The sequence below is a fragment of the Pseudomonas sp. SC11 genome, assembly GCF_047039205.1.
Classification (GTDB): Bacteria; Pseudomonadota; Gammaproteobacteria; order Pseudomonadales; family Pseudomonadaceae; genus Aquipseudomonas; species Aquipseudomonas boreofloridensis.
Window position 1 is genome coordinate 2,456,330 of the sequence record NZ_CP178183.1, and the last position, 25,947, is coordinate 2,482,276.

Below are 25,947 nucleotides of genomic sequence, written 5' to 3' on the forward strand. Positions count from 1 at the left end.
GCCTGCATTGGCAATGGAAAACGAGTGCTTATGGACAAGAATGGATTTCGCAAGGTCGGCCTGGCCTGCGCTCTGGCCCTGGTGGCCGGCATCGCCCTGTACGCGGTGCAGGCGCCGGCCAAGGCGCCGCGCTACATCACCGCCACGGTCGAACGCGGCGACATCGAGAATGCGGTATTGGCCACGGGGGTGCTCGAAGGCATCCGCCAGGTGGATGTCGGCGCCCAGGTATCCGGGCAGTTGCGCTCGCTGAAGGTCAAGCTGGGCGACAAGGTGAGCAAGGGCCAGTGGCTGGCCGAGATCGACCCGCTGGTGCTGCGCAACACCCTGCGCCAGGCTCAAGTCGACGAGGAAAAGCTGCAGGCCGAGCGACGCTCGACTCTGGCCCGGGTCAACCAGACGCGGCGGGTGTACGAGCGCTATCAGGCGCTGCAGGACGACGAGTCGATCTCGCGTCAGGACTTCGAGAACGCCGAGTCCGAGTATCAGGTGCAGCAGGCCACCCTCAACTCGCTGGACGCGCAGATCAAGAGCGCCCAGGTGCAGATCGACACGGCCAAGGTCAACCTGGACTACACCCGCATCAGCGCGCCGATCGACGGCGATGTGGTGGGCATCGTCACCCAGCAAGGCCAGACCGTGATCGCCCAGCAACTGGCGCCGGTGATCCTCAAGCTCGCCGACCTGGACACCATGACGGTCAAGGCGCAGGTCTCGGAAGCCGACGTGATCCACATCACGCCGGGGCAGCCGGTGTACTTCACCATCCTCGGCGAGGACCGCCGCTACTACGCCACCTTGCGCGGCACGGAACCGGCGCCGCAGAACTACCTGGAAAGCAGCGACCGCAGCGGCGGCGCCGCGCCCAAGCAGAACACCGCGGTGTTCTACAACGCGCTGTTCGAGGTGCCCAACCCCGACCATCGGTTGCGCATTGCCATGACCGCCCAGGTGCGCATCGTGCTGGCCACCGCCGAAGCGGTGCTCACCGTGCCGGTGGCGGCGCTCGGGTCGGGCGAGGGTGAGGGTCGCTTCGCCGTGCGCGTGCTCGATGACAAAGGTTTCGCCCAGGTGCGCCAGGTCCAGGCCGGGATCAACAACAACGTCAGGGTCGAGATCAAGCAAGGCCTGGCCGAAGGCGACCGGGTGGTGATCGGCGAGCCCATCGGCGATGCGGCGGGGGCGTGAGCATGAACATGAACGTCGCGCCCGGTGCGCAGCGCACACCCGTGCAGATCGCCGCGCAGCCGTTGCTGCGCCTGGAGGGCGTGAGCCGCCGTTTCATGGCGGGAGACCGCGAGTTTCTCGCCCTGCGCCACATCGACCTGGACATTCACGCCGGCGAGCTGGTGGCGATCATCGGCGCCTCCGGTTCGGGCAAGTCGACGCTGATGAACATCCTGGGGTGCCTCGACCACGCCAGCGCCGGTTCCTACCAGGTCGATGGTCAGGAAACCCGTGACATGGATGACGAGGCCCTGGCCGCGTTGCGCCGGGACCATTTCGGCTTCATTTTCCAGCGTTACCACCTGCTGCCGCACCTGGACGCGCTGCGCAACGTCGAGATTCCCGCGGTATACGCCGGCACGCCTTCGGCGCAGCGTCACCAGCGCGCCGAAGCGCTGCTGCGGCGCTTGGGCCTGGGCGGGCACTTGAGTCATCGCCCCAGCCAACTGTCGGGCGGCCAGCAGCAGCGGGTGAGCATCTGTCGTGCCTTGATGAACGGTGGCGAGGTGATCCTCGCCGACGAGCCGACCGGGGCGCTAGACACCGCCAGCGGCAAGGAAGTGATGGCGATCCTGCTGGAACTGCACGGTGCCGGGCACACGGTGATCCTGGTGACCCATGATCCGAAGGTCGCGGCCCACGCCCAGCGGATCATCGAAGTGAGCGATGGGCAGATCGTCAGCGACCGGCGCAACCCGGCGCAGGCGGCGCCCGCTGCGGTGGCGGCCGAGCCCCAGCGCCAGCCTCGTCCGACGCGGCGTCTGGTGGCCAACCTGGGGCTGTTCCGCGAGGCCTTCAACATGGCCTGGATCGCCTTGGTCTCGCACCGCATGCGCACCTTGCTGACCATGCTTGGCATCGTCATCGGCATCACGTCGGTGGTATCGATCTCGGCGATCGGCGAAGGCGCCAAGGGTTACGTGCTCAAGGACATCCAGGCGATCGGCAGCAACACCATCGACATCTATTCGGGGAGCAACTTCGGAGACAGTCGAGCCAAGAGCATCGAGACCTTGGTGCTCGGCGACGTGCAGGCGCTGAACCAGCTGTACTACGTCGACAGCGCCACCCCGGTGATCGGCCGCAGCCTGCTGGTGCGCTACCGCAACATCGACCTGGACGTGCAGCTCAACGGCGTCAGCGAGCGCTATTTCCAGGTGCGCAACATCGAGCTGGCTGCCGGCATCGCCTTCAGCGAGAGCGATGCCCGGCGCCAGGCCCAGGTCGTGGTGATCGACCACAACACGCGCCAGCGGCTGTTCGGCGCAGGCGTCGATCCGCTCGGTCAGGTGATTCTGATCGGCAACCTGCCGTGCACGGTGATCGGGGTGACCAAGGACACCAAGAACCTGTTCGCCGCCGGTAATGCGCTGAACGTCTGGGTGCCCTACGAGACCGCCGCCGGGCGGGTGCTCGGCCAGCGTCACCTGGACAGCATCAGCGTGCGGATCAAAGACGGCATTCCCAGCCAGCGGGTGGATCAGGAGGTCAACGCGCTGATGCTGCAGCGCCATGGCAGCAAGGATTTCTTCACCAACAACCTGGACAGCATCATGCAAACGGTGCAGAAGACCAGCCGCTCGCTGACCTTGCTGCTGTCGCTGATCGCGGTGATTTCGCTGGTGGTCGGTGGCATCGGGGTGATGAACATCATGCTGGTGTCCGTCACCGAGCGCACCCGTGAGATCGGCATCCGCATGGCGGTGGGGGCGCGGCAGTCGGATATCCGCCAGCAATTTTTGGTGGAGGCGGTGATGGTGTGTCTTTTTGGCGGGCTGGTGGGCATCGGCCTGTCGTATGGGATCGGCTACCTGTTCACGCTGTTCGTCCAGCAGTGGCAGATGGTCTTCTCACCGGCATCGATCGCCATGGCGTTCGCCTGCTCCACCTTGATCGGCGTGCTGTTCGGCTTCGTGCCGGCACGCAACGCGGCGCGCCTGGATCCGATAGAGGCGCTGGCGCGCGATTGAAGGCCGCGCCAGCGAGTGGTGGCTCATGCCAGTAGTTTGATCGCGCGGTCAAGGAACGCGCCTTGGAAGGTGGGGAACTGCGATGCAACACGGATGGCATCTGGATCGAGGAACAGACCACCGGCCGAGATCAGGTCACGGCCCATCTCGAAGTAACCGCCGTCCGCGAAGCCCTTGTCCAAGGCGCCAGAGCGCTCGAGGCGTGCGACGCACAACATGCCCTGCTGTCGGGTGAGATGATCGCCCGCCAGGACGATCCTGGCATGTGTGTCAATCCCGACCCTGTTCAGCACCAGGCCACCGTCTGCCGGCTTGAGCGTAAGCGGTTGCCCATCATTGAACTCGCTGTCGCGCTCGCCTTCGAGGTCGAAGCAGAACACGGTGGTCGGCTCCAGTGCTTTGGAACTGATCGCTCGAGTGATGACGATGCGGCTGTCATCCACTGCCAGCCCCGGACGCAGTCCATCGGTGTAAGAGAACAGATCGAGCTCGACCGCACCGCCCGCAAACGAACGTCGGACCAAGCCATTGACCTCATACCGCTTGAGTACCATTCGGCCATCGACTCGCTCGGCCAGGACGATGAACCCGCCCCCAGGAAGAAAGTGGGCTAAATAAACATTTAGAGGATTGCCGTCTTCGTCGGTGAGATCTAGAGCGCTTTGCTCGCCATGTTCACCGAGCCCGGCAACCTGTTCTCCACTGTCAGCGTCCAGCAGCAGAATGCGCGCAGTAATGACAGGGTCGCCGAAAGCATCTTCCGTCATTTGTGGGAAGATCACCCGGATCACGCCGTCGGACACACCGATAACATGACTCTGGATCGGGCGGGGTGAGCGGGTGATTCCCGGATGTGCAGACCGTCGCTTGGATTGTTCACCGCTGGGTATCGGTATCCACGGCTCGCCTGGATCGGGCAACGCCATGCCGTGCTCGCCGAAGGACGGCACCAACTGGAACTGCTCATCAAAGCGCGCGACGCTGATGTAGTTGAGTACCCGGTCGGTGGATTCTTCGAAGTAGGCGGGTTGGCCTGCAGCCAAATAGACGGTCCGTTCTGCGAGCGTCGTTCTGAACAAGGCGGGGCAGTGTTGGCTGCCGTCAGGATAGTGCTCATCAGGTTGGACGATCACATGCCCACCGTCGCTGGGGTAGTGACCATCGGGATCCAGACGAGCGAATCGATAAGGTAGGTCCTCGCCGGGATTGAGCCCGTAGTAGACCAGCGATCCGTCGGCATCAGCGCATAGCGCAGTCACTTGCAGAGAGCGAACATCAGGCGTGGGTGGATCGGCCGGTGGCGTGGCGATACCGTTTTGACCATAAGCAGGGTCGAGCGTGCCGGGTTTGTCGTTCATGAACGTGCTCCTGTGCGGGTTCGGCTTTCAGCCTAAGAGCAGAGGAGGTCGAGCCGATACTGACAATGTTGTCAGGTATCCCCGTACAGCCAGCGCAGCAGTGCATGTCGCCCACTGATACCCAACTTGATCGCCGCGCGGCGCAGGTAGCTCTCCACGGTATTGACCTTGAGTTGCAGGTGCTCAGCCTGCTGCGGCGCGGTGCGTCCGGTCAGCAGGCCCAGGCATACCTGCAGCTCGCGGTTGGACAAGGTCAGGTCCGCCTGGTCGAGGCGCTCCTGGAAACGGCGTTGAAGGGTGTCGGCACTGCTGCGCTCGGCCAGGCTGGGCTGCAAGGCCTCCAGGTGCTTGTGCAGCATGGGCAGCAGCAACGGCGAGATGTCCAGCAGCCGGTCGCGCTCGCAGGCCGAGAACGCCGCGTCGTCGGCGCGCAGCACGTGCAGTTCGTAGTGGTAGTCGGGGGTACGCCGCACCAGGTGCAGACGCGCGGGAGCGACCAGTTCCAGCCCGCCCTGTTCGGCGCCGCTGAACACGGTTTCGCTGAGCAATGTGGTGCTGTGGCCGTTGGCGCTGGAGGCCGGGCGTACCTGGCGGATGTGCGTGGCGTCGACGCTCAGGTGGGTTTGGATCAGGTCATGCAGCAGGCGCGGAAACTGGCGGCTGCCGGTGCTGGCAATGACTTTGCCGACTTGCGGGAAGAACAGGTGCGAATTCATCGTGGCATCCATGGGTGGGTGAATCGTCCTGGTGTTGCTGCCGGATAATAGCACATAGCTATCATTCCGATTGGCTTTGGTCGCTATCCTAGTACAACGATTCAGTGGGTGCCTTAACAAATGGCCGTGCTGGAGTGGCTGGATAAAAAGAGCCCCGCTGACCGAGGCCAGCGGGGCTAAGGGCTGGTGGAGATCCACCAAAGGAGTCGTTGCAGGGGCTGCCGGGGTCGTTACTTCACGCTGGCGACGGCCTCCGGCTGCCAGCCGCCCCCCAGGGCCTTGTAAATCGAGACGATGCCGCGGTACAGCTCCACTTCGCCCTGGGCCTGGGCGTCTTCGGCCGCCAGTTTTTCCCGTTCGGCATCGAGCAGCACCAGGTAATCGGCGGTGCCTTCGCGGTAGCGGATCGAGGCCAGCTCCGCCGCCTTGCCGCTGGCCTCGCTCTGGCGCATCAGCGACAGCAGGCGCTGCTGGCGCTTGCCGTAGTCGCTGAAGGCGTTCGACGATTCTTCCAGGGCCAGCAGCACCTGCTGCTCATAGCTGGCCAGGGCACCCTCGGCATCGGCCTTGGCGCCGCGCAGTCGCGCACGCACGCTGCCCAGGTCGAAGGCCGCCCAACTGATGCTCGGACCCAGTGCCCAGGCGTTGGCTGCCGAAGCGCCGATCTGCGAACCGCGTCCGGCGGTGAACCCCAGGAAGCCGCTGAGGCTGACCCGGGGGAACAGGTCGGCGGTGGCAACGCCCACATCGGCCGTGGCGGCGGCGAGCTGGCGCTCGGCGCGGCGAATGTCCGGACGGCGGCGCAGCAGCTCGCCCGGATCACCCACCGGCAGGGCCTTGGCGATGGCTGGCAGTTGCTTGGGCGAGAGGTCCACGCTCAGGGCGTCCGGGCGCTGACCCAGCAGGGTGGCGATGCGGTTGCGGGCGCGCACCTGTTCGGCTTGCAGTTGCGGCACGCTGGCCTCCACCGCCGCCAGCCGCGCGTCGGCGCGGACCACGTCCAGCTCGTTGCCCACGCCGGTGTCGCGCAGGGTCACGGTGATGCGCCGCGAATCCTGCTGGGTCTGCAGGTTGGCCAGGGCGATGGTTTCGCGCAACTGGGCGCCACGCAGTTGACCATAGGCGTCGACCAGCTCGGCGATCAGGCTGACCTGCAACTGCTGCAGATCGGCAAGGGCTGCGTCTTCGCGGGCGGCGCTGGCCTCGATGCGCCGCTGGATGCGGCCGAACAGGTCGACCTCCCAGGCCATGTCCAGGCCCAGGTCGTAGCGCTCTTGGTTGACCCGGCGATCGGTCTGACCCGGCACCTGGCCCTTGCCGATCTCGCTGCTGGCGCGGCTGGTGACCACCGGCAGGTCGTCGTTGTCGGCGTCCTCGCGGATCGCCCGCGCGGCTTTGAGTCGGGCGAAGGCCACGCGCAGGTCGCGGTTGCCCTGCAGCGACGCCTGCACCAACTGGTCCAGGGTCGGGTCGTCGAACTGTTTCCACCAACGGCTTTCGAAGCGGCTGCGGTCCAGGGTCTGCGCCGCTGCGGCGCTGTCCAGCCGCGCCGGGGCGGTGTCCGGCGCGTGGTAGTCCGGGCCCACCGCACAGGCCGCCAGGGCCAGCGCCAGCAGGCTCGGGGTCAGGGGTTTGAGCAGGCTCATGCAGGATTCTCCAGGGTGTGCGCAGGCTCGGCGGTGCCAGCCTGACGGCGGGCGACCCGGCGGCGGATCAGGTTGAAGAACACCGGCGTCAGGAACAGGCCGAACACGGTCACCCCGATCATTCCCGAGAACACTGCCACGCCCATGGCATGGCGCATCTCGGCGCCGGCACCGGAGGAGAACACCAGCGGCACCACGCCCATGATGAAGGCGATGGAGGTCATCAGGATCGGCCGCAGACGCAGGCGGCAGGCTTCCAGGACCGCGGCCAGTGGGTCGAGGCCCTCGGCCTGTTTGTCCTTGGCGAACTCGACGATGAGGATGGCGTTCTTGCACGCCAGGCCCACCAGCACGATCAAGCCGATCTGGGTGAAGATGTTGTTGTCACCGCCGGAGATGATCACCCCGGTGATGGCCGACAGCAGGGTCATCGGCACGATCAGGATCACCGCCAGCGGCAGGCTCCAGCTTTCGTACTGCGCCGCCAGTACCAGGAACGCCAGCAGCACGCACAGTGGGAAGACGAACAACGCGGTGTTGCCGGCCAGGATCTGCTGGTAGGTCAGGTCAGTCCATTCGTAGGTCATGCCATTGGGCAATTCCTGCTTGAGCAGCGTCTCGATCGCCGCTTCGGCCTGACCCGAGCTGTAGCCGGGGGCTGCCGCGCCGTTGATCTCGGCGGTGATGAAGCCGTTGTAGTGCATGACCCGATCAGGCCCGGAGGTGTCGCTGACCTTGAGGAAGGTGGCCAGCGGAATCATCTCGCCCAGGTTGTTGCGTACTTTCAACTGGCCGATCTGCTCGGCGTCGAGGCGGAACTGCTGTTCGGCCTGGACGTTGACCTGATAGGTGCGACCGAAGCGGTTGAAGTCGTTGGTGTACAACGAGCCCAGGTAGACCTGCAGGGTGTCGAAGATGTCGTTGATCGCCACCCCGTGGGTCTTGGCCTTTTCCCGGTCGATGGCGGCATCGACCTGCGGCACGTTGACCTGGTAGCTGGTGAACAGCCCGGCCAGTTCAGGCACCTCGCGGCTTTTGGCGATGATGTTCTGGGTTTCCTTGTACAGCGCCTCATAGCCCAGGTTGCCGCGGTCCTCGATCTGCAGGCGGAAGCCGCCGATGGTGCCCAGGCCCTGAACCGGCGGCGGTGGGAAGATTGCGATGTAGGCGTCCTGGATGTCGGCGAACTGCGCGTTCAGCGCCGCAGCGATGGCGCCGGCCGATTGGCTGGGGTCGCGACGCTCGTCGAACGGCTTGAGCGGGGTGAACACGATGCCGCTGTTGGGGCTGTTGGTGAAACCGTTGATCGACAGGCCCGGGAAGGCCACCGAGTCGGCCACGCCGGGTTGCTTGAGGGCGATCTCGCTCATGCGCTTGATCACCGCCTCGGTGCGGTCGAGGCTGGCGGCGTCGGGCAGTTGCGCGAAGGCCACCAGGTACTGCTTGTCCTGCGCCGGGACGAAGCCGGTCGGCGTCGAGGAGAAGCCCAGGTAGGTCAGGCCGATCAGGCCGGCGTAGACGAACAGGGCAATGCCGCTGGAGCGGATGACCCGGCGCACGCCGCCCACGTAGCGATGGCTGGCGCGGTCGAAGAACCGGTTGAAGGGGGCGAACAGCCAACTGCCCAGCAGCCGGTCGAGCACCCGCGAGAAACGCTCCTTCGGTGCGTGGTGCTCTTTGAGCAGCACGGCCGCCAGGGCCGGCGACAGGGTCAGCGAGTTGAACGCCGAGATCACCGTGGAGATAGCAATGGTCAGGGCGAACTGCTTGTAGAACTGACCGGTGAGGCCGGAGATGAACGCGGCCGGTACGAATACCGCGCACAGCACCAAGGCGGTGGCGATGATCGGCCCGGTGACCTCGCTCATGGCTTTCTGCGTGGCCTCCAGGGGCTTGAGGCCCAGGGCGATGTTGCGCTCGACGTTTTCCACCACGACGATGGCGTCGTCCACCACGATGCCGATGGCCAGCACCAGGCCGAACAGCGACAGGGCGTTGAGCGAAAAGCCGAACAGGTGCATCACTGCAAAGGTGCCGATCAGCGATACCGGCACCGCCATCAGCGGGATGATCGAGGCGCGCCAGGTCTGCAGGAACAGGATCACCACCAGCACCACCAGCACCAGGGCTTCGAACAGGGTGTGCACCACCGCTTCGATGGAGCCCCGGACGAACACGGTGGGGTCGTAGACGATGCTGTAGTCCATGCCCTCGGGGAAGTCCTTCTTCAGCTCGGCCATCTTGGCCCGCACTTCGTCGGAGATCTCGATGGCATTGGAGCCAGGGCGTTGGAAGATCGGGATGGCCACCGCCGGCTGGTTGTTCAGCAGCGAGCGCAGGGCGTATTGGCTGGAGCCCAGCTCGACCCGAGCGATGTCTTTCAGGCGGGTGATCTCGCCGTCGGCACCGGCGCGGATGATGATGTTCTCGAACTCCTCCTCGCTGACCAGGCGGCCCTGGGTGTTGATCGACAGTTGGAAGCTGGTGGAGCCGGGCGCGGGCGGCGCGCCGAGCTGGCCGGCGGCGACCTGGCGGTTCTGCTCGCGGATCGCCGCGACCACGTCGCTGGCGGTGAGGTTGCGCGAGGCGGTCTTGTTCGGGTCGAGCCACACGCGCAGCGAGTAATCGCCCATGCCGAACAGTTGCACGTCGCCCACGCCGCCCAGGCGCGCCAACTCGTCCTTGATGTTGAGGATGGCGTAGTTGGACAGGTAGAGCATGTCGTAGCGCTGGTCCGGCGAGGTCAGGTGCACGACCATGGTCAGGTCGGGCGAGGCCTTGTCGACGGTGATGCCGATGCGTGTGACTTCCTCCGGCAGCTTGGGCTGGGTGCGGGTCACGCGGTTCTGTACCTGCACCTGGGCGTTGTCCAGGTCGGTGCCCAGGGCGAAGGTGATGGTCAGCGTGAGCTTGCCGTCGGCGGTGGATTGCGAGGACATGTACAGCATGTTCTCGACCCCGGTGATCGCCTGTTCAAGCGGCGCGGCGACGGTTTCGCCGATGACCTTGGGGTTGGCGCCGGGGAAGTTGGCGCGCACCACCACCGTGGGTGGCACCACTTCGGGGTATTCGCTGATCGGCAGTTGGAACAGCGAGATCGCACCGGCGATCAGCAGGACCAGCGACAGCACGGCGGCGAAGATCGGCCGGGTGATGAAGAATTTCGAGAAGTTCATGGGTGTCGTCCCTTAACCGCGCGGTGCTGGGGCACTGGCGACTTTCACGGTCGAGCCGGCCACGGCCGGTGCGGGGTTACTGGCTTGCAGCGCCTCACGCTGACGGGCGAGGGTGGCCAGGGTGTCGTCACTGGCCATCGGCGTTTCCTGGGGCGTGACCGGCGAGCCGGGACGCACGCGCTGCAGGCCCTTGACGACGATGCGCTCGTCCTTGTTCAGGCCGCTGCGCACGATGCGCAGGCCTTCGAGCTTGGGCCCCAGTTCCACGGCGCGGTAGGTGGCCTTGTTGTCTTGGTCCATGACCAGCACGAATTTCTTGCCCAGGTCGGTGCCGACGGCTTCGTCGTTGATCAGCATGGCGTCGTACTGGGCGCTGCCGACCAGCTTCAAGCGGGCGTACAGGCCGGGGGTGAACTGGCCGTCGCGGTTGTCGAACACGGCGCGGCCACGGATGGTGCCGGTGCGTGGGTTGACCTGGTTGTCGACGAAGTTCATCTGGCCCAGGTGCGGGTTGCCGGCTTCGTTGGTCAGGCCCAGGTACACCGGGGTGCTCTGGCCGCGCTGGCCCTGGCGTGCGAGCTGGGTGTACTTGAGGTAGACGCGTTCGTCGGCGTCGAAATAGGCGTAGACCTTGTCGGTGGAGACCACGCTGGTCAGCGGCGTGACGTCAGCGGTGACGATGTTGCCGGCGGTGAACTCGGCGCGGCTGACGCGGCCACTGATCGGCGAGGTGACGCGGGTGAAACTCAGGTTCAGGCGGGCCAGGTCCAACTGCGCCTGAATGGCTTCGACCCCGGCACGCGCTTCGGCGGCGGCGCTGCTGCGCGACTCGGCCAGTTCGGCGGAGATGGCGTTGCTGTCGCGCAGGCGCTCGCCGCGACGGGCTTCGTTGGCGCTGCGGGTGGCACTGGCCTTGGCTTGTTGCAGTTGTGCTTCGAGGCGGCGGACTTCGGCCTGGAAGGGGCGCGGGTCGATCTGGAACAGCAGGTCGCCCTTGTTGACCTGGGCGCCTTCGGTGAAGGCTACGCGGTCGATCTGTCCGGAAACGCGCGGGCGCACCTCGACGGTTTCCGGCGCTTCCAGGCGGCCGGTGAATTCGTCCCATTCGTTGATCGGCTGCTCGATCACCTTGGCCACGCTGACGGTGGGCGCGGCGGGTGCTTGCGTGGCGTCAGGGGTCTTGCCGCAGGCGCTGATCACCGCCACTGCCAGGGCAGCGAGGGGAAGGCGCAGGGCCTTGAATGAAGGTTCCATGGAGAACTCCGCCAATGTAGGAATAGTGGGCGGATTCTGCGAGCGTCAGGCGGCGGTAACGAATCGAATGACTCGAAGGTCACTATCAAGCTGATTGATAGATTGGCTGAATGGATCGATAGCAGAGTGGCGAATGGGGCGGCAGGTCGAGTGCATCTGCGGTCTGACGCTGCCGTGCAGGAGCGGGTAAGCCCGCTCCTGGACAGGCGGGTTACTGTTCTGCCAGCAGGTCATCCTGCGACAGCAGCGCCTGGGCCAGCTCTTCGTCGCTGACCTGCAGGCCGGGATGACTTTGCCGCGCCCGCTGCAGCGCGGCGTCGACATAGACCCCACGGATCGCACCACCGCTGGCCACGAACGATGACAGTTCGTCGCGGGCAGGGATGATCCGTTTGTCGTCCTTGAAGGTGGAATACAGCGACGCCGAGACACCCGCCGAGGTCGCGACGTCGCGACCATCGACGCGGGCCAGCGCCGAACCTGCGGGAATGCACAGCACCAGTGCCGGGACAAGCAGCGCGTAACGCATGATCAATCCTCCAGAAGCTTCACGGGATGTACTGCATGCACGTATGAGCGGCGCGTTGCCGGCACAGTTCGATTTTTTTGCAGGTGAGCTCAGCGCTCGCGCACCACACGGAAACCAAGCCAATCGCCGCGCAGGGTCGAACTGCGTTCGTTGCGGTTGCCGGAGCGCGAGAAGATCGGCGCCTCGGTGTAGTCGTTGCCGCGAATCACCCGACGGTCGGCGCATTCGCTGCTTTGGGTCTGCGGGCTGCCGTCGGTGGGCGCCGTGGCGTAGCTGTCGACGTAGCAGTCGCGGGTCCACTCGTAGACGTTGCCGTGACCGTCGTACACGCCGTAGGGATTGGGTGGGTAGCTACCGGCGGGCGATGTGTAGGAGAAACCGTCCTTGGGACCGTAGGTGTTGGCGTGCTTGGCGATGCTGTACTCCTCGCCTTCATCGAAGGGGAAGGGGAACGGGCCGCTGCTGCCGCCGCGAACGGCATACTCGCGCTGGGCTTCGCTCTGCACCTTGTAGACGTGGCCGGTCTTCTTCGACAACCACGCGGCGTAGGCTTCGGCCTCGTGGAAGTTCAGGCACACCGCTGGCTGCTTGTCGCCCTGGGGGTAGCGCGGCTTGCCGGCAATGCATTCGCGACCGGGGCGGGTGTCGCCGTTGGGCACCTGGTAACCGCTGCTGCGCAGGTAGGCTTTCCATTCGCCGTTCTGGACCTGGAAGCGGCTGACGGCGAAGGCTTTCTTGAACGTCACCTCGTGCAGCGGGCCTTCGTCGGGCTGGCGCCCGAGTTCGTCATCGGGGGTGCCCATGGTGAAGGTGCCTGCCGGCAACACCACCATTTCCGGGCAATCCTTGCAGTCCTTGAACACCTTGCCTGGCTGAGTGGGGCTGGCGGCCAGGGCGCTGGCGGACAGGCCGGTCATCAGTACCAGGCCCAGGGCCAATGGCAGGGCGGACAGGGGGCGGGGAGGCTGTGGAGTCATCGCGGGTCTCGCTGTCTGAAGGGGGAAACGGGGCACGCCACAGGCGGGCCTACAGGCGTTTTTCGAGGATGGCCATGAAGCGGTCCAGTTCGCGCTCGTCGTTGAGCAGTCCCGGCGCAGTCCGTACCACCGGGCCGACGTCACGGTCCACGGCATCGGCGACCACCCGGTTGGCCATCAGGTAGGCCGCCACCTGGTCGCTGTCCTGGCCCTTGACCCGGAAGAAGCTGAAACCCGACGACAGGGCCGGGCGCTGCGGCGTGACCAGTTCGATGCCGGGCAAGGCCAGCAGGCGCTGCTTGAGGTCGCTGTTGAGCTGGTGAATGCGCGTTTGCACGTCCGCCTTGCCCAGTTGCAGGTGCAGGTTGAACGCTTCGTCCACGGCCCAGCGATGCTCGAAGGCGTGGTAGCCACCCGGGGTCATGCTGGTGGCGAAGTCGCTGTCCTGGGAGAAGGTGGGGATGATCGGCGTCAGGTGGTCGAGCGTTTCCGAGGCGGCGCAGATGATGCCGGTGCCGCGTGGGCCGAACAGCCATTTGTGGGTGCCGGCGATGAAGTAGTCGCAATGCATGGAGGGAAAGTCGAGGTCTTCCACGCCGAAGCCATGCACACCGTCGACCACGTAGAGGATGCGGTCCTTGTCGTCGCGATTGCGGTTGCGCTCGGCGACCAGTTGGCCGATCTCGCCGATCGGGAGCTTGACGCCACTGCCGGACTGCACCCAGGTCATGCCCAGCACGCGGGTGTTGTCGCGAATGCCGGCAGCGATGTTGCCGAGGATTTCATCGGCGGACACGTTGGCGGGCTGGTCGAACAGCGGAATACGCCGCACCTGGGTGCCTTCGCGCTGGCTGCGGTAGGCCAGCACATGCTTGGTGGCGTAGTGCTCATGCGGGGTGATGAGGATTTCCTGGTCCGGGCGCACCTGCAGGCCGCCGAAGATCAGGGTCAGGCCTTCGGTGGTGCTGCCGGTCAGGGCGATCTGGCCGGGACGGGCATTGAGGTAGCGACCGGCGGCTTGGCGTACCCGCGCTTCGTGCTGCCACACCTCTTCGCGATCCCAGTCCATGGCCAGCCCTGGATTGCGGTCCAGGTGGGCGCGGTAGCGGGCGATGGCCTCGGTCACCGGACGCGGGTGGGAGGTGATCAGGAAGTTGGAGAAGTGCAGGTAGTCGGGGTCCTGGTCGAACAACTGGCGCAGGCGCTGCCACTTGTCCTGGGTCTGGGGTTGGATGTGCGGCGGCGCGGTGGCGGCCTGGGCGCTGTGCTGCAGGGCGCTGCCGAGGGGTAGGGCTGCGGCCAACAGGCCGGCTTGCTTGAGAAAGGTTCGGCGGTCGTTCATGGCAGGGCGTGGCCCGAAGGCGCCGTGCGCGGGTGGGGAATGCAAAGGGGTCGTGTCATGGCCTTCTCGCGGCTCGCCATCGTCAGGGCAGGTGAGGTACCTGTTGTGAGGGATGGACGAGCCTGCGCGGAAGGAATTTAGGAGGGTGGTAGCGGCAAGCGGCAAGCGGCAAGTGGCGAACCGCGAGCCGCTGCGCTTACAGGATCAGGCCTCGTAGCCCAGGTTCGGTGCCAGCCAGCGTTCGCTGACGCTGATGTCCTGGCCTTTGCGAGCGCTGTAGCGCTCGATCTGGTCCTTTTCCACCTTGCCGACCGCGAAGTACTGCGCCTGCGGGTGGGCGAAATACCAGCCGCTGACGGCGGCCGCTGGGAACATGGCGAAGTGCTCGGTGAGGAACACGCCGCTGGGGCCGGTTTCGCCGATGGCGGTGCCGTCGAGCAGGCGGAACAGCGTGGCCTTCTCGGTGTGGTCCGGGCAGGCGGGGTAGCCCGGGGCCGGGCGGATACCGCTGTACTGCTCCTTGATCAGCGCCTCGTTGTCCAGTTGCTCGTCCTGGGCGTAGCCCCAGTACTGCTTGCGCACCCGGGCGTGCAGCCATTCGGCGCAGGCCTCGGCCAGACGGTCGGCCAGGGCCTTGACCATGATCGAGCTGTAGTCGTCGCCCTTGTCTTGATAGGCCTTGGCCACTTCCTCGGCGCCGATGCCGGCGGTGGTGATGAAGCCACCGACATAGTCGGTGACGCCGCTGTCCTTCGGCGCGACGAAGTCGGCCAGCGACCAGTTCGGCTTGCCGTCGGGCTTGATGGTCTGTTGGCGCAGGTGGTGCAGGGTGGCCAGGGTCTGGCCTTGGTCGCCATAGACTTCGATGTCGTCGTGCTCGACCTGGTTGGCCGGCCAGAAGCCGAACACCGCACGGGCGCTGATCAGTTGCTCGCTGATCAGCTTCTCGAGCATGTCGCGGGCGTCCTGGTACAGCGCCGTGGCGGCTTCGCCGACCACCTCGTCGGTGAGGATGCGCGGGAACTTGCCGGCCAGGTCCCAGGAAATGAAGAACGGCGTCCAGTCGATGTACTCGGCCAGTTCGCGCAGGTCGATGTCTTCCAGCACCTTGACACCGGTGAAGGAGGGGACTGCCGGCTGGTAGGCGGCCCAGTCGTAGTGGGGCTTGGCGGCGATGGCCTGGTCGTAGCTCAGGCGTTCGGTGCGGGCGCTGCGGTTGGCGGTGCGCTCGCGCACTTCCACGTATTCCTGGCGGGTCTTGTCGACGAAGGCGCCCTTGAGCTCCTTGGACAGCAACTGGGTGGCCACGCCCACGGCGCGCGAGGCGTCGGTGACGTAGATCACCGCGTCGTTGGCGTACTTGGGCTCGATCTTCACCGCCGTGTGGGCTTTGGAGGTGGTGGCGCCGCCGATCATCAGCGGCAGGTGGAAGTCCTGGCGCTGCATTTCGCGGGCTACGTGGACCATTTCGTCCAGCGACGGGGTGATCAGGCCGGACAAACCGATGATGTCGCACTTCTGCTCGCGGGCGGTCTGCAGGATCTTCTCGGCCGGCACCATCACGCCGAGGTCGACGATGTCATAGCCGTTGCAGCCGAGCACCACACCGACGATGTTCTTGCCGATGTCGTGCACGTCACCCTTGACCGTGGCCATGAGGATCTTGCCCTTGGCCTCGGGCTTGTCGCCTTTTTCGGCCTCGATGAACGGAATCAGGTGCGCTACCGCCTGCTTCATCACCCGCGCCGACTTGACCACTTGCGGCAGGAACATCTTGCCGGCGCCGAACAGGTCGCCGACCACGTTCATGCCGCTCATCAGCGGTCCTTCGATGACCTCGATCGGTCGCGTGGCCAACTGCCGGCATTCCTCGGTGTCTTCGACGATGTAGGCGGTGATGCCCTTGACCAGCGCGTGTTCCAGGCGCTTGTCCACCGGCATCGAGCGCCACTCTTCGTTTTCCACTTCCTTGGTGGCGCCGCCGCCTTTGTAGTCGTCGGCGATGGCCAGCAGGGCGTCGGTGCCCTCGGGGGTGCGGTTGAGCACCACGTCCTCGACCTTCTCGCGCAGCGCGGCGGGGATCTCGTCGTAGATCTCCAGTTGGCCGGCGTTGACGATGCCCATGGTCAGACCATTCTGAATGGCGTGGTAGAGGAACACCGAGTGGATCGCTTCGCGTACCGGGTTGTTGCCACGGAAGGAGAACGACACGTTGGACACGCCGCCCGAACTCAGCGCGTGGGGCAGGTGGTCGCGGATGTAGGCGCAGGCTTCGATGAAGTCCACGGCGTAGTTGTTGTGTTCCTCGATGCCGGTGGCGACGGCGAAGATGTTCGGGTCGAAGATGATGTCTTCGGGCGGGAAGCCCACCTCGTTGACCAGGATGTCGTAGCTGCGCTGGCAGATTTCCCGCTTGCGCGCGGCGGTGTCGGCCTGGCCGACCTCGTCGAAGGCCATCACCACCACGGCGGCGCCGTAGCGTTTGCACAAGTTGGCGTGGTGCTTGAATTGCTCGACGCCTTCCTTCATCGAGATCGAGTTGACGATACCCTTGCCCTGGATGCACTTCAGGCCCGCTTCGATCACCTCCCACTTCGAGGAGTCGATCATGATCGGCACGCGGGAGATGTCCGGCTCGCCGGCGATCAGGTTGAGGAAGCGCACCATGGCCGCCTGGGAGTCGAGCATCCCTTCGTCCATGTTGATGTCGATCACCTGGGCGCCGGCCTCGACCTGCTGCAGCGCCACTTCCAGGGCTTCGGTGTAGTTCTCTTCGCGGATCAGCCGGGCGAACTTGGCGGAACCGGTGATGTTCGTGCGCTCGCCGACGTTGACGAACAGCGACTGGCGATCAATGGTGAACGGTTCCAGGCCCGACAGCCGGCAGGCCTTGGGAATGTCCGGGATGGCCCGTGGCGGGTACTTGGCCACGGCCTCGGCGATGGCCTGGATATGGCCTGGGGTGGTGCCGCAGCAGCCGCCGATGATATTGAGGAAGCCACTGGCGGCGAACTCCTCGACCACCGCCGCCATTTCCGCCGGGGTTTCGTCGTACTCGCCGAAGGCGTTGGGCAGGCCGGCGTTGGGGTGGGCGGACACCTGGGTGTCGGCCTTGGCCGAGAGCTCTTCCAGATAGGGGCGCAGGTCCTTGGCGCCGAGTGCGCAGTTCAGACCTACCGAAATAGGCTTGGCATGGCGTACCGAGTTCCAGAAGGCTTCGGTGGTCTGCCCGGACAGGGTGCGGCCGGAGGCGTCGGTGATGGTGCCGGAGATCATGATCGGCAATTCGACCCGATCTTCCTCGAACACCTGCTGCACGGCGAAGATCGCGGCCTTGGCGTTGAGCGTGTCGAAGATGGTTTCGATCAGGATCAGGTCCGCGCCGCCTTCGATCAGACCGCGGGTGGCCTCGGTGTAGTTCAGCACCAGTTCGTCGAAGGTGACGTTGCGATAGCCTGGGTCGTTGACGTCCGGGGAAATCGAGCAGGTGCGGCTGGTGGGGCCGAGCACGCCAGCGACGAAACGTGGGCGGTCCGGGGTTTCCAGGGTCTTGGCGTCCGCCACCTGGCGGGCGATGCGCGCGCCTTCGACGTTGAGCTCGTAGACCAGCGCTTCCATGCCGTAGTCGGCCTGGGACACCTGGGTGGCGTTGAAGGTGTTGGTCTCGAGAATATCGGCGCCGGCGTCCAGGTACGCCTTCTCGATGGCGGCGATCACCTGGGGCTGGGTCAGCAGCAGCAGGTCGTTGTTGCCCTTAACATCGCTTGGCCAATCGGCGAAGCGCGTGCCACGATAGTCCTTTTCCTCCAGACGATAGCTCTGGATCATGGTACCCATACCGCCGTCCAGAATCAGGATACGCTCCTTCAGTGCGTGCTGAAGTGCTTGGAGACGAGCGCTGCGGTCGGGCATGAGAACTAACCTGGTCGGACGAAGATCGGAAGTGCGGGATAATAACAAAGCTGCACGGATTTTAGGTGCATCGGCCAATTGCATGAATTTGATTCATGTTGGCGATGCCAGGCGCAGACCCGTTGGAAACACAGACAATCGTGACAGCTCTCAAGAACCAGGACACTGCGCACATGGTGCAACGTTTTATCGCCGCCTCCTTTGCCTTGCTGCTCGGTGGCGCCGCATGGGCCCAAGCCCCTCAATCGAGCCCGAGCATTTCCTACACCCGGGACATCCAGCCGATCTTTACCCAGAAGTGCGTGGCTTGCCACGCCTGCAACGATGCCGCCTGCCAGCTCAATCTGGGCAGCGCCGAGGGCGTGCAGCGCGGCGCCTCGAAGGTGCCGGTGTACCAGGGCGAGCGCAGCGAGGCGGTGCCGACCACGCGGCTGTTCTACGATGCCCAGGGTGAAGAGGCCTGGCGCAAGAAGGGTTTCTACTCGGTGCTCGACGCCCAGGGCAGTCAGGCGGCGCTGATGGCGCGGATGCTCGAGCTGGGCCACAAGACCCCACTCACGCCCAATGCCAAGTTGCCGGACGAGATCGTCCTGGGCCTGGAGCGCAACAACATGTGCCCGCTGCCCCACGAGTTCGACGCCTACGCTGGCGCCCATCCCAAGGAGGGCATGCCGTTGGCGGTCACCGGGCTCACCGACCAGGAACACCAGACCTTGCAGCGCTGGCTCGCCGCCGGCGCGCCGGTGGAGTACCAGCCGATCCAGCCAAGCGCCAGCGAGGCCAGCCAGATCGCCGAGTGGGAGGCACTGCTCAACCGCCCAGGCGCCAGCGAAGCGCTGGTCGGTCGCTGGCTGTACGAGCACCTGTTCCTGGCGCACATCTATTTCACCGGCGGTGAGCCGGGTCACTTCTTCCAGTGGGTGCGTTCGCGCACGCCCAGTGGCCAGCCGGTGGACCTGATCGCCACGCGGCGGCCCAACGATCCGCCGGGTAGCGATTTCTACTACCGATTGATGCCGGTGCAGGGCGTGATCGTGCACAAGACCCACATCACTTACCCGATGGGTCCGCAGAAGCTCAAGCGCGTCAAGCAGCTGTTCTACAGCGGCGATTGGCAGACCACTTCGCTGCCAGGCTATGGCCCGCAGCGCCGCGCCAATCCGTTCGAGACCTTCGAAGCGATCCCGGCGGTGGCGCGCTACCAATTCATGCTCGACAACGCCGAATACTTCGTGCGCACCTTCATCCGCGGCCCGGTCTGCCGTGGGCAGATCGCCACCGACGTGATCCGCGACAACTTCTGGGCGCTGTTCCAGGAGCCGGCCCACGACCGCTATGTCACCGACGCGGTGTACCGTGGCCAGGCGACGCCGCTGCTGGCCATGCCTGGACAGATCGACGACGTCGGCAGCGTGTTGAGCCTGTGGCGCGCTTACCGCAACAAGCGCAACGACTACGAAACCCTGCGCCGCGAGGCCTATGCCGAAATGCCGCCACCGAGTTGGTCGACGCTGTGGGCCGGCAATGACAACGCCTTGCTGAGCATCTTCCGCCACTTCGACAGCGCCTCGGTGAGCAAGGGCCTGATCGGCGATGTGCCGACCACCATGTGGCTGTTCGACTACCCGCTGCTCGAGCGCACCTATTACCAGTTGGCGGTCAACTTCGACGTGTTCGGCAACGTCTCGCACCAGTTGCAGACGCGCCTGTACTTCGACCTGATCCGCAATGGCGCCGAGGTCAATTTCCTGCGCCTGATGCCCGCCGAGAAGCGCGGGGCGATCCTCGACGATTGGTACCAGAACAGCGGCAAGGTGAAGATGTGGCTGGACTACACCGACATCGACACCGACACGCCCAGCGGGCTGCAACTGGACAAGCACCACGCCGAACGCGATTTCGGCCTCAAGCTGCTGCAACGCACCGCCAGCCTCAACGCGGCCCCCGACCCGATCAACCGCTGCACCGGGGCCTATTGCTCGCGGCCGCAGATGAACGCGCAGTTCCGTGACGTCGAGCAGTCGCTCAGCCGCCTGGTGTCGCGTCCGGCCGCCGGGCTCAAGGTGATCGGCCAACTGCCCGAGGCGACCCTGCTGCGCATCGAAGGGCAGGGCGGTCAGCGCCAGGTCTACAGCCTGCTGCGCAACCGCGCCCACAGCAATGTCGCGTTCCTGCTCGGCGAGGCCTACCGCTACCAGCCGGGTCTGGATACCTTGACCCTGTACCCGGGCGTGCTGAGCAGTTACCCCAACTTCATGTTCAACATTCCGGCCAGTGAGGTGGCGGCATTCGTCGATGCCATGGAAGCGGCGCGCGACGACACCGGCAAGTTCGAGCGCATCGTCGAGCGCTGGGGCATTCGCCGCAGCCATCCGCAGTTCTGGCAGTACTTTCATGACCTGAGCACCTTCATCGAGGAAACCGATCCGGTCGAAGCCGGGGTACTGGACATGAACCGCTACGAGAACCTCTGATCGGACCTTTCCGGGTTGACTGTGGTCGGACAGGTGGGTGGCCCAGCCGTGGCAGCGCTCAGCGCGCTGCCACGGCTGGGCCTGAATGCACCGACAATCGCAGGACAACCCATGCTGTATTCGCTTCAGGCGCTCCGCGCGTTCGCCGCCTGGGTGGTGGTCTGCCACCACTTCATGCAGATCTTCTTCGACTTCCATGCCGACGGCCCCGTGGGCCGCCTGCTCGCCGAGCGCGGTGCGGTGGGCGTGGACATCTTCTTCGTCATCAGTGGTCTGGTGATCTACCTCTCGACCCGCGACAAAGACATCGCGCCCCGCGAATTCCTCCTCAACCGCGTGCTGCGCATCGTCCCGGCCTACTGGTTCTACACCTTGCTCATGGCCGTGATGCTGCTGGCGGCCAGCCGCTGGATGCCGCATCAGGTGTTCGACTGGCAGCATCTGCTGCTGTCGCTGTTGTTCGTACCGTCCGAAAACCCCGGTGGCTATGGCCTCTATCCAACGCTCAACGTCGGCTGGACGCTGAACTTCGAGATGTTCTTCTACCTGCTGTTCGGCCTGGCCTTTCTGGTGCGCCAGCGCCATCACCTGATTCTGGTCACCGCTGCGTTGCTGCTGGTCAGTGAAGTGCTCGGCCGTCTTGGTGTGCTCAGCCGCTTCTACAACAACGACATCATCTACGAGTTCGTGCTGGGGATCGGGCTGGGCGTGCTGTACCGCCGTGGTTTGATCCGCGAGGGACTCTGGCTACCTTTGGCGGTGCTGGTGGCGGCCGGCTTCGCGTTGTATCGGCTCGACGCCTCGCAACGCCTGCTGCACTGGGGCTTGCCCAGTGCCATGGTGGTGCTGGCGTTCATCGCCCTGGAGCCATACTTTCGTGGCAACCGGGTGCTCAAGGCGCTGGGCGATTGTTCCTACTCGGTGTACCTGATCCACGTGCTGGTGCTCTGGGCCGGCTGGTTCGTCAGCCAGCGCCTGGCGCTGAACCCGTACCTGGTGTTCGCCGTCTGCGTGCCGGCCATCGGCTTGCTGTCGTGGTTCAGTTACCAGTGGCTGGAGTGCGGCCTGTACCGGCGATTGAAGGCGCAGTTCGCCACGAACCAGGCTGCACCGGCGCTATCCCGAGTCAAATACTAGGACTTTGTCCGATGCCGGGCTTTGGCGTACACTGCACGGCAAGTCTGTGAGGAACTTCCATGAGCGCTATAACCATTACCGACGCCGCCCATGATTATCTGGCCGATCTGCTTTCCAAGCAGAACACGCCCGGGATCGGCATCCGCGTCTTCATCACCCAGCCGGGCACCCAGTACGCCGAGACCTGCATCGCGTATTGCAAGCCGGGCGAAGAGAAGCCTGACGACACCGCCGTGGGTCTGAAGAGCTTCACCGCATACATCGATGCCGTCAGCGAGCCGTTTCTCGAAGACGCGCTGGTGGACTACGCCACCGATCGCATGGGCGGGCAACTGACCATCAAGGCGCCAAACGCCAAGGTGCCGATGGTCAACGAAGACAGCCCGCTCAACGAGCGCATCAACTACTACCTGCAGACCGAGATCAATCCGGGTCTGGCCAGCCACGGTGGGCAGGTGAGCCTGATCGACGTGGTCGAGGACGGTATCGCCGTGTTGCAATTCGGCGGCGGTTGCCAGGGCTGCGGCCAAGCCGACGTGACGCTCAAGGACGGTATCGAGCGCACGCTGCTCGAGCGGGTGCCGGAGCTGAAAGGCGTGCGGGATGTGACTGACCACAGTCAGAAAGAGAACGCTTACTACTGAGTCCAGTGGAAGGCGTGACGCATTGGGGCCGCATTGTGCGGCCCCAATCGCATTCAGTGCAAAGCCCTCACAGGATCGGCTTGCCGCCGGTCACCGCATAGCGCGACCCGGAAATGTAGCTGCTCTCGTCCGAGCCCAGCAGCACATAGATCGGCGCCACCTCTACCGGCTGTCCTGGCCGTCCCAGCGGCGTTTTCGAACCGAAGTTGCGCACCGCCTCATCCGGCATGGTCGCGGGGATCAAGGGTGTCCAGATCGGGCCTGGCGCCACGCTGTTGACCCGGATGCCCTGCGGGCCGAGCATCTGTGCCAGCCCCGCGCTGAAATTGGCGATGGCGCCTTTGGTGGTGGCATAGGCCAGCAGGCTTGGCGACGGGTCGTCGGAGTTCACCGAACTGGTGTTGATGATCGAACTGCCGCGCGGCATGGACGGCAGCGCCGCCTTGCAGATGCGGAAGATCGCGGTGATGTTGATGTCGAACGTCTTCACCCATTCCTCGTCGTCGATTTCGTCGAGGGTTTCATGCGACATCTGGAACGCCGCGTTGTTGACCAGAATGTCGATGCGCCCGAACTGTCCGACGGTTTTGCTGACGATGTCGTGGCAGTGCTGTTTCTGCGCCAGATCGCCCGGCAGCAACAGGCACTGACGACCTTCGGCCTCCACCCATTTGGCGGTGTCCTTGGCGTCTTCGTGCTCGTCGAGGTAGGCAATGGCCACATCGGCGCCCTCGCGGGCATAGGCGATGGCCACCGCGCGGCCGATGCCGCTGTCACCCCCGGTTATCAGCGCCTTCTTGCCCGTCAGCCGACCGCTGCCGGTGTACGACTGTTCGCCGCAATCGGGTACCGGGTCCATGATCTTCTGGCTGCCGGGCACGGTCTGCGGCTGCGAGGCGAACGGTGGGGTGGGGTAGTTGCGCATGGCGATCACTCCTGCTGAAGGAAAAGGTCTCTTTGCCTATGAAGCGAGCCAGTGCTCAGGGTTGGAACGGATCTACGCCTGCCACGACAGACGGTCGGCGGGCGATTGATCTGAATCTTTCTCGCGCGCCTGTCTCTATCCCCTATCGAGTCACACAACGATCAGGAGCGATCGCGTGCCACGCATCATCACCCCCGCTACTCCCGAGCATGAAATCTCCAGCGAGCGCGAAGCACGGATGTTCGGCTCGCCGAAAGAGCGCCTGGATTTCTATCGCCGGGAAATCCAGTACGAGACCACCATCCTGGCCAACCGCACCGACGCCTACCTCACTGCGCAATCCTTCCTGGTCATCGCCTTCGTCTCCGCCATGAGCAACCTCAACGAGAGCTGGGGGCAGATGTTCACGTTGCTGGTGCCGCCCTTCCTGGCGCTGCTGGGCGTGCTCAGTTCGCTCAACGCCTGGCCGGGGATCCATGCCGCCTACAAGATCATCGACCACTGGCAGCTCAAGCAGAGCAATCTACTGCGCAGCGAACCGCTGATGGGCCTGGCCTACGACGAGTCGCCGCTGTTCGCCGAGGCCGAGACCTCACGGGCGTCGCATCGCAAGTCGCTGCTGTTTTCCCTGCGCACGCCGTGGATCTTCCTGGCGTTCTGGGTGATTTTGGGCGGTTACGCGCTGTTCATTCAGCTCGGTTGACGGACCGCCTTCACATTTCACTTACAGTCAGCACGGCCGCCCATCTGGCAGAATCCCTTCCTTTTCCTGTGTCTGGAGACCTTCATGCTGCGTGTACTCGAACGCTGGCTTGACCCTTTCCCGCCCGACGAGGCCCCGCCACCGCCCATGGGGCTGGCGCGCTTCATGTGGGCCTGCACCCGCGGCGCGCGCGGCTACATCGTCGCCCTGGCACTGCTGAGCGCCGCGGTGTCGGTGTATGAAGCCTGGCTGTTCGCCTTTCTCGGACAAGTGGTGGACCTGCTGGCCAAATGGCAGGTCGGCGAAGCCGTAACCGCCGAGGAGACTCGCGTGCTGTGGGGCGTCGGCGCCGTATTGGTGATCAGCATCGCGCTGGTGGCCGCACGCACCATGGTCCAGCACCAGGTTCTGGCGATCAATTTGCCTCTGCGCCTGCGGTGGGATTTCCACCGTCTAATGCTTCGCCAGAGTCTGTCGTTCTTTTCCGATGAATTCTCCGGGCGGGTCACCACCAAGGTGATGCAGACCGCCCTGGCGGTGCGCGAGGTGCTGTTCACCTTGATCGAGATCCTGCCGGGTATCGGGGTGTACTTCGTGGCGATCATCGCCTTGGCGGGCGGCTTCGCGCCCAAGCTGATGCTGCCGTTCGTGGCCTGGTTGCTGCTGTTCGGACTGACCATGCTGTACTTCGTGCCGCGCCTGGGCAAAGTGGGGCAGGAGCAGGCCAACGCCCGCTCGTCCATGACCGGGCGGGTGTCGGACGCCTACACCAACATCACCACGGTCAAGCTGTTCTCCCATTCCAAGCGCGAGGCGCATTTCGCCCGGGCGGCGATGGAAGACTTCAAGCACACCGGTTTCCGACAGATGCGCCTGGTCAGCCAGTTCGAGATCGCCAATCAGGCGCTGGTGGTCGGTTTGATCATGAGTGCCGGCGGCTATGCCCTGTGGCTCTGGCACCAGGGCCAGGTTGGCGCCGGTGCGGTGGCGGCGATCACCGCCATGGCGCTGCGCATCAATGGCATGTCGCACTGGATCATGTGGCAGATGACCTCGCTGTTCGAGAGCATCGGCACCGTGCAGGACGGCATGGCCACCCTGGCCACCGGTCCCAAGGTGCAAGACGCGCCCGGTGCCGGTGTGCTGCAGACCCAGGGCGGGGCCGTGAGCTTCGACAACGTGCACTTCAACTACAACGGCGAACGTCAGGTGCTCGATGGCCTGAGCCTGGAGATCCAGGCCGGCGAGAAGATCGGCCTGGTGGGCCGCTCCGGGGCCGGCAAGTCGACCTTGATCAACCTGCTGCTGCGGTTCCACGACGTCGACCAAGGACAGATCCGCATCGACGGCCAGGATATCGCCCAGGTCACCCAGGACAGCTTGCGCAGTGCCATCGGCATGGTCACCCAGGACACCTCGCTGTTGCACCGCTCGATTCGCGACAACATCGCCTACGGCCGGCCTGACGCCACCGAAGCGCAGATCCGCCAGGCCGCCGTCGACGCCCAGGCCGATGACTTCATCCGCCAGCTCAGCGACCGCCAGGGCCATACCGGCTACGACACCCTGGTCGGCGAGCGTGGCATCAAGCTCTCCGGCGGCCAGCGCCAGCGCGTGGCGATCGCGCGGGTCATGCTCAAGAACGCGCCGATCCTGCTGCTCGACGAAGCCACCAGCGCGCTGGACTCGGAGGTGGAAGTGGCCATCCAGGAAAGCCTCGACGAGATGATGCAGGGCAAGACGGTGATCGCCATCGCCCACCGCTTGTCGACCATCGCCGCGATGGACCGGCTGATCGTGATGGACGAGGGGCGCATCATCGAGCAGGGCACCCATGCCGAACTGCTGGCGCGCAACGGCATCTACGCCCGGCTTTGGCAGCACCAGAGCGGAGGCTTCCTCGGCGAAGACCAGGGTGTGCTGGAGGCCACCGAATGAGCCGCAGCCGCCCCTCTAC

At 64.9% G+C, this 25,947-nt stretch carries 17 protein-coding genes; 7 read left to right on the forward strand and 10 right to left on the reverse strand.

All coding sequences use genetic code 11. From position 1 onward, the window contains the following. The first annotated feature begins 30 nt into the window (after positions 1-30). Together macA and ACK2SD_RS11075 are read left to right on the forward strand one after the other, a co-directional pair. Positions 31-1,188 (forward strand): macrolide transporter subunit MacA, encoded by a 1,158-nt coding sequence (gene macA / locus ACK2SD_RS11070; protein ID WP_412462131.1) that lies wholly within the window; start codon positions 31-33, stop codon positions 1,186-1,188. Between the two features lie 8 nt (positions 1,189-1,196). Continuing rightward, the gene (locus ACK2SD_RS11075; RefSeq protein WP_412462301.1) at positions 1,197-3,197 is read left to right on the forward strand and encodes a MacB family efflux pump subunit; all 2,001 of its coding nucleotides are present in this window, start codon (positions 1,197-1,199) and stop codon (positions 3,195-3,197) included. Between the two features lie 23 nt (positions 3,198-3,220). On the opposite strand, the gene ACK2SD_RS11080 is transcribed toward ACK2SD_RS11075, so the two are convergent. From ACK2SD_RS11080 to metH, 9 genes are all read right to left on the reverse strand, one after another. Continuing rightward, positions 3,221-4,555, reverse strand: coding sequence for a hypothetical protein (locus tag ACK2SD_RS11080; RefSeq protein ID WP_412462132.1), 1,335 nt, complete (start codon positions 4,553-4,555; stop codon positions 3,221-3,223). Positions 4,556-4,626: 71 nt separating this feature from the next. Then, positions 4,627-5,271 (reverse strand): helix-turn-helix transcriptional regulator, encoded by a 645-nt coding sequence (locus ACK2SD_RS11085; protein ID WP_412462133.1) that lies wholly within the window; start codon positions 5,269-5,271, stop codon positions 4,627-4,629. A 230-nt stretch (positions 5,272-5,501) separates the two neighbouring features. Continuing rightward, positions 5,502-6,917, reverse strand: coding sequence for an efflux transporter outer membrane subunit (locus ACK2SD_RS11090; RefSeq protein ID WP_412462134.1), 1,416 nt, complete (start codon positions 6,915-6,917; stop codon positions 5,502-5,504). Then, complete coding sequence (locus ACK2SD_RS11095; RefSeq protein WP_412462135.1) at positions 6,914-10,093, reverse strand: efflux RND transporter permease subunit; 3,180 nt, start codon at positions 10,091-10,093, stop codon at positions 6,914-6,916. The genes ACK2SD_RS11090 and ACK2SD_RS11095 overlap by 4 nt, the downstream gene beginning before the upstream one ends. Before the next feature lie 12 nt (positions 10,094-10,105). Continuing rightward, on the reverse strand, positions 10,106-11,347 hold the full coding sequence (gene mexE, locus ACK2SD_RS11100; RefSeq protein WP_039578214.1) for a multidrug efflux RND transporter periplasmic adaptor subunit MexE: 1,242 nt from the start codon (positions 11,345-11,347) through the stop codon (positions 10,106-10,108). Between the two features lie 211 nt (positions 11,348-11,558). Beyond that, positions 11,559-11,876, reverse strand: coding sequence for a DUF2388 domain-containing protein (locus ACK2SD_RS11105; RefSeq protein WP_295483933.1), 318 nt, complete (start codon positions 11,874-11,876; stop codon positions 11,559-11,561). A gap of 89 nt (positions 11,877-11,965) precedes the next feature. Next, positions 11,966-12,853: a formylglycine-generating enzyme family protein gene (locus ACK2SD_RS11110; RefSeq protein ID WP_412462136.1), complete on the reverse strand. Its 888-nt coding sequence runs from the start codon at positions 12,851-12,853 to the stop codon at positions 11,966-11,968. Between the two features lie 49 nt (positions 12,854-12,902). After that, on the reverse strand, positions 12,903-14,195 hold the full coding sequence (locus ACK2SD_RS11115; RefSeq protein ID WP_039578207.1) for an aminotransferase class V-fold PLP-dependent enzyme: 1,293 nt from the start codon (positions 14,193-14,195) through the stop codon (positions 12,903-12,905). Between the two features lie 204 nt (positions 14,196-14,399). Further along, positions 14,400-18,107 carry a methionine synthase gene (gene metH / locus ACK2SD_RS11120; RefSeq protein ID WP_412462137.1) on the reverse strand — a complete coding sequence of 1,236 codons (3,708 nt, stop codon included), beginning with the start codon at positions 18,105-18,107 and terminating at the stop codon, positions 14,400-14,402. 173 nt (positions 18,108-18,280) lie between these two features. On the opposite strand from metH, the gene ACK2SD_RS11125 reads away from it, so the two are divergent. From ACK2SD_RS11125 to nfuA, 3 genes are all read left to right on the forward strand, one after another. Beyond that, entirely contained in the window at positions 18,281-20,581 is a 2,301-nt protein-coding gene (locus ACK2SD_RS11125; protein WP_116888425.1) for a fatty acid cis/trans isomerase, read from the forward strand. Between the two features lie 111 nt (positions 20,582-20,692). Beyond that, positions 20,693-21,718: an acyltransferase family protein gene (locus ACK2SD_RS11130; RefSeq protein WP_029613565.1), complete on the forward strand. Its 1,026-nt coding sequence runs from the start codon at positions 20,693-20,695 to the stop codon at positions 21,716-21,718. Positions 21,719-21,777: 59 nt separating this feature from the next. Then, a complete protein-coding gene (gene nfuA, locus ACK2SD_RS11135) occupies positions 21,778-22,362 on the forward strand; it encodes a Fe-S biogenesis protein NfuA (protein WP_029613566.1) in 585 nt (194 codons plus the stop codon). A gap of 67 nt (positions 22,363-22,429) precedes the next feature. Here the strand turns inward: nfuA and ACK2SD_RS11140 are convergent, their stop codons facing one another. Beyond that, positions 22,430-23,287: an SDR family oxidoreductase gene (locus ACK2SD_RS11140; RefSeq protein WP_412462138.1), complete on the reverse strand. Its 858-nt coding sequence runs from the start codon at positions 23,285-23,287 to the stop codon at positions 22,430-22,432. 175 nt (positions 23,288-23,462) lie between these two features. On the opposite strand from ACK2SD_RS11140, the gene ACK2SD_RS11145 reads away from it, so the two are divergent. Both ACK2SD_RS11145 and ACK2SD_RS11150 read left to right on the forward strand, forming a co-directional pair. Further along, positions 23,463-23,990, forward strand: coding sequence for a hypothetical protein (locus ACK2SD_RS11145; protein ID WP_029613568.1), 528 nt, complete (start codon positions 23,463-23,465; stop codon positions 23,988-23,990). Between the two features lie 84 nt (positions 23,991-24,074). Beyond that, positions 24,075-25,928, forward strand: coding sequence for an ABC transporter ATP-binding protein (locus ACK2SD_RS11150; RefSeq protein ID WP_412462139.1), 1,854 nt, complete (start codon positions 24,075-24,077; stop codon positions 25,926-25,928). Positions 25,929-25,947: the final 19 nt, after the last annotated feature.

What these genes read in the sequence shown, in the direction of transcription:
- mexE (WP_039578214.1), bottom strand. Translation starts at nt 11,347, where the DNA reads ATGGAACCTTCATTCAAGGCCCTGCGCCTTCCCCTCGCTGCCCTGGCA.
- nfuA (WP_029613566.1), top strand. Translation starts at nt 21,778, where the DNA reads ATGAGCGCTATAACCATTACCGACGCCGCCCATGATTATCTGGCCGAT.
- metH (WP_412462137.1), bottom strand. Translation starts at nt 18,107, where the DNA reads ATGCCCGACCGCAGCGCTCGTCTCCAAGCACTTCAGCACGCACTGAAG.
- ACK2SD_RS11140 (WP_412462138.1), bottom strand. Translation starts at nt 23,287, where the DNA reads ATGCGCAACTACCCCACCCCACCGTTCGCCTCGCAGCCGCAGACCGTG.
- ACK2SD_RS11125 (WP_116888425.1), top strand. Translation starts at nt 18,281, where the DNA reads ATGGTGCAACGTTTTATCGCCGCCTCCTTTGCCTTGCTGCTCGGTGGC.
- ACK2SD_RS11090 (WP_412462134.1), bottom strand. Translation starts at nt 6,917, where the DNA reads ATGAGCCTGCTCAAACCCCTGACCCCGAGCCTGCTGGCGCTGGCCCTG.
- ACK2SD_RS11080 (WP_412462132.1), bottom strand. Translation starts at nt 4,555, where the DNA reads ATGAACGACAAACCCGGCACGCTCGACCCTGCTTATGGTCAAAACGGT.
- ACK2SD_RS11150 (WP_412462139.1), top strand. Translation starts at nt 24,075, where the DNA reads ATGCTGCGTGTACTCGAACGCTGGCTTGACCCTTTCCCGCCCGACGAG.
- ACK2SD_RS11105 (WP_295483933.1), bottom strand. Translation starts at nt 11,876, where the DNA reads ATGCGTTACGCGCTGCTTGTCCCGGCACTGGTGCTGTGCATTCCCGCA.
- ACK2SD_RS11085 (WP_412462133.1), bottom strand. Translation starts at nt 5,271, where the DNA reads ATGAATTCGCACCTGTTCTTCCCGCAAGTCGGCAAAGTCATTGCCAGC.
- ACK2SD_RS11075 (WP_412462301.1), top strand. Translation starts at nt 1,197, where the DNA reads ATGAACGTCGCGCCCGGTGCGCAGCGCACACCCGTGCAGATCGCCGCG.
- ACK2SD_RS11115 (WP_039578207.1), bottom strand. Translation starts at nt 14,195, where the DNA reads ATGAACGACCGCCGAACCTTTCTCAAGCAAGCCGGCCTGTTGGCCGCA.
- ACK2SD_RS11110 (WP_412462136.1), bottom strand. Translation starts at nt 12,853, where the DNA reads ATGACTCCACAGCCTCCCCGCCCCCTGTCCGCCCTGCCATTGGCCCTG.
- ACK2SD_RS11095 (WP_412462135.1), bottom strand. Translation starts at nt 10,093, where the DNA reads ATGAACTTCTCGAAATTCTTCATCACCCGGCCGATCTTCGCCGCCGTG.
- ACK2SD_RS11130 (WP_029613565.1), top strand. Translation starts at nt 20,693, where the DNA reads ATGCTGTATTCGCTTCAGGCGCTCCGCGCGTTCGCCGCCTGGGTGGTG.
- macA (WP_412462131.1), top strand. Translation starts at nt 31, where the DNA reads ATGGACAAGAATGGATTTCGCAAGGTCGGCCTGGCCTGCGCTCTGGCC.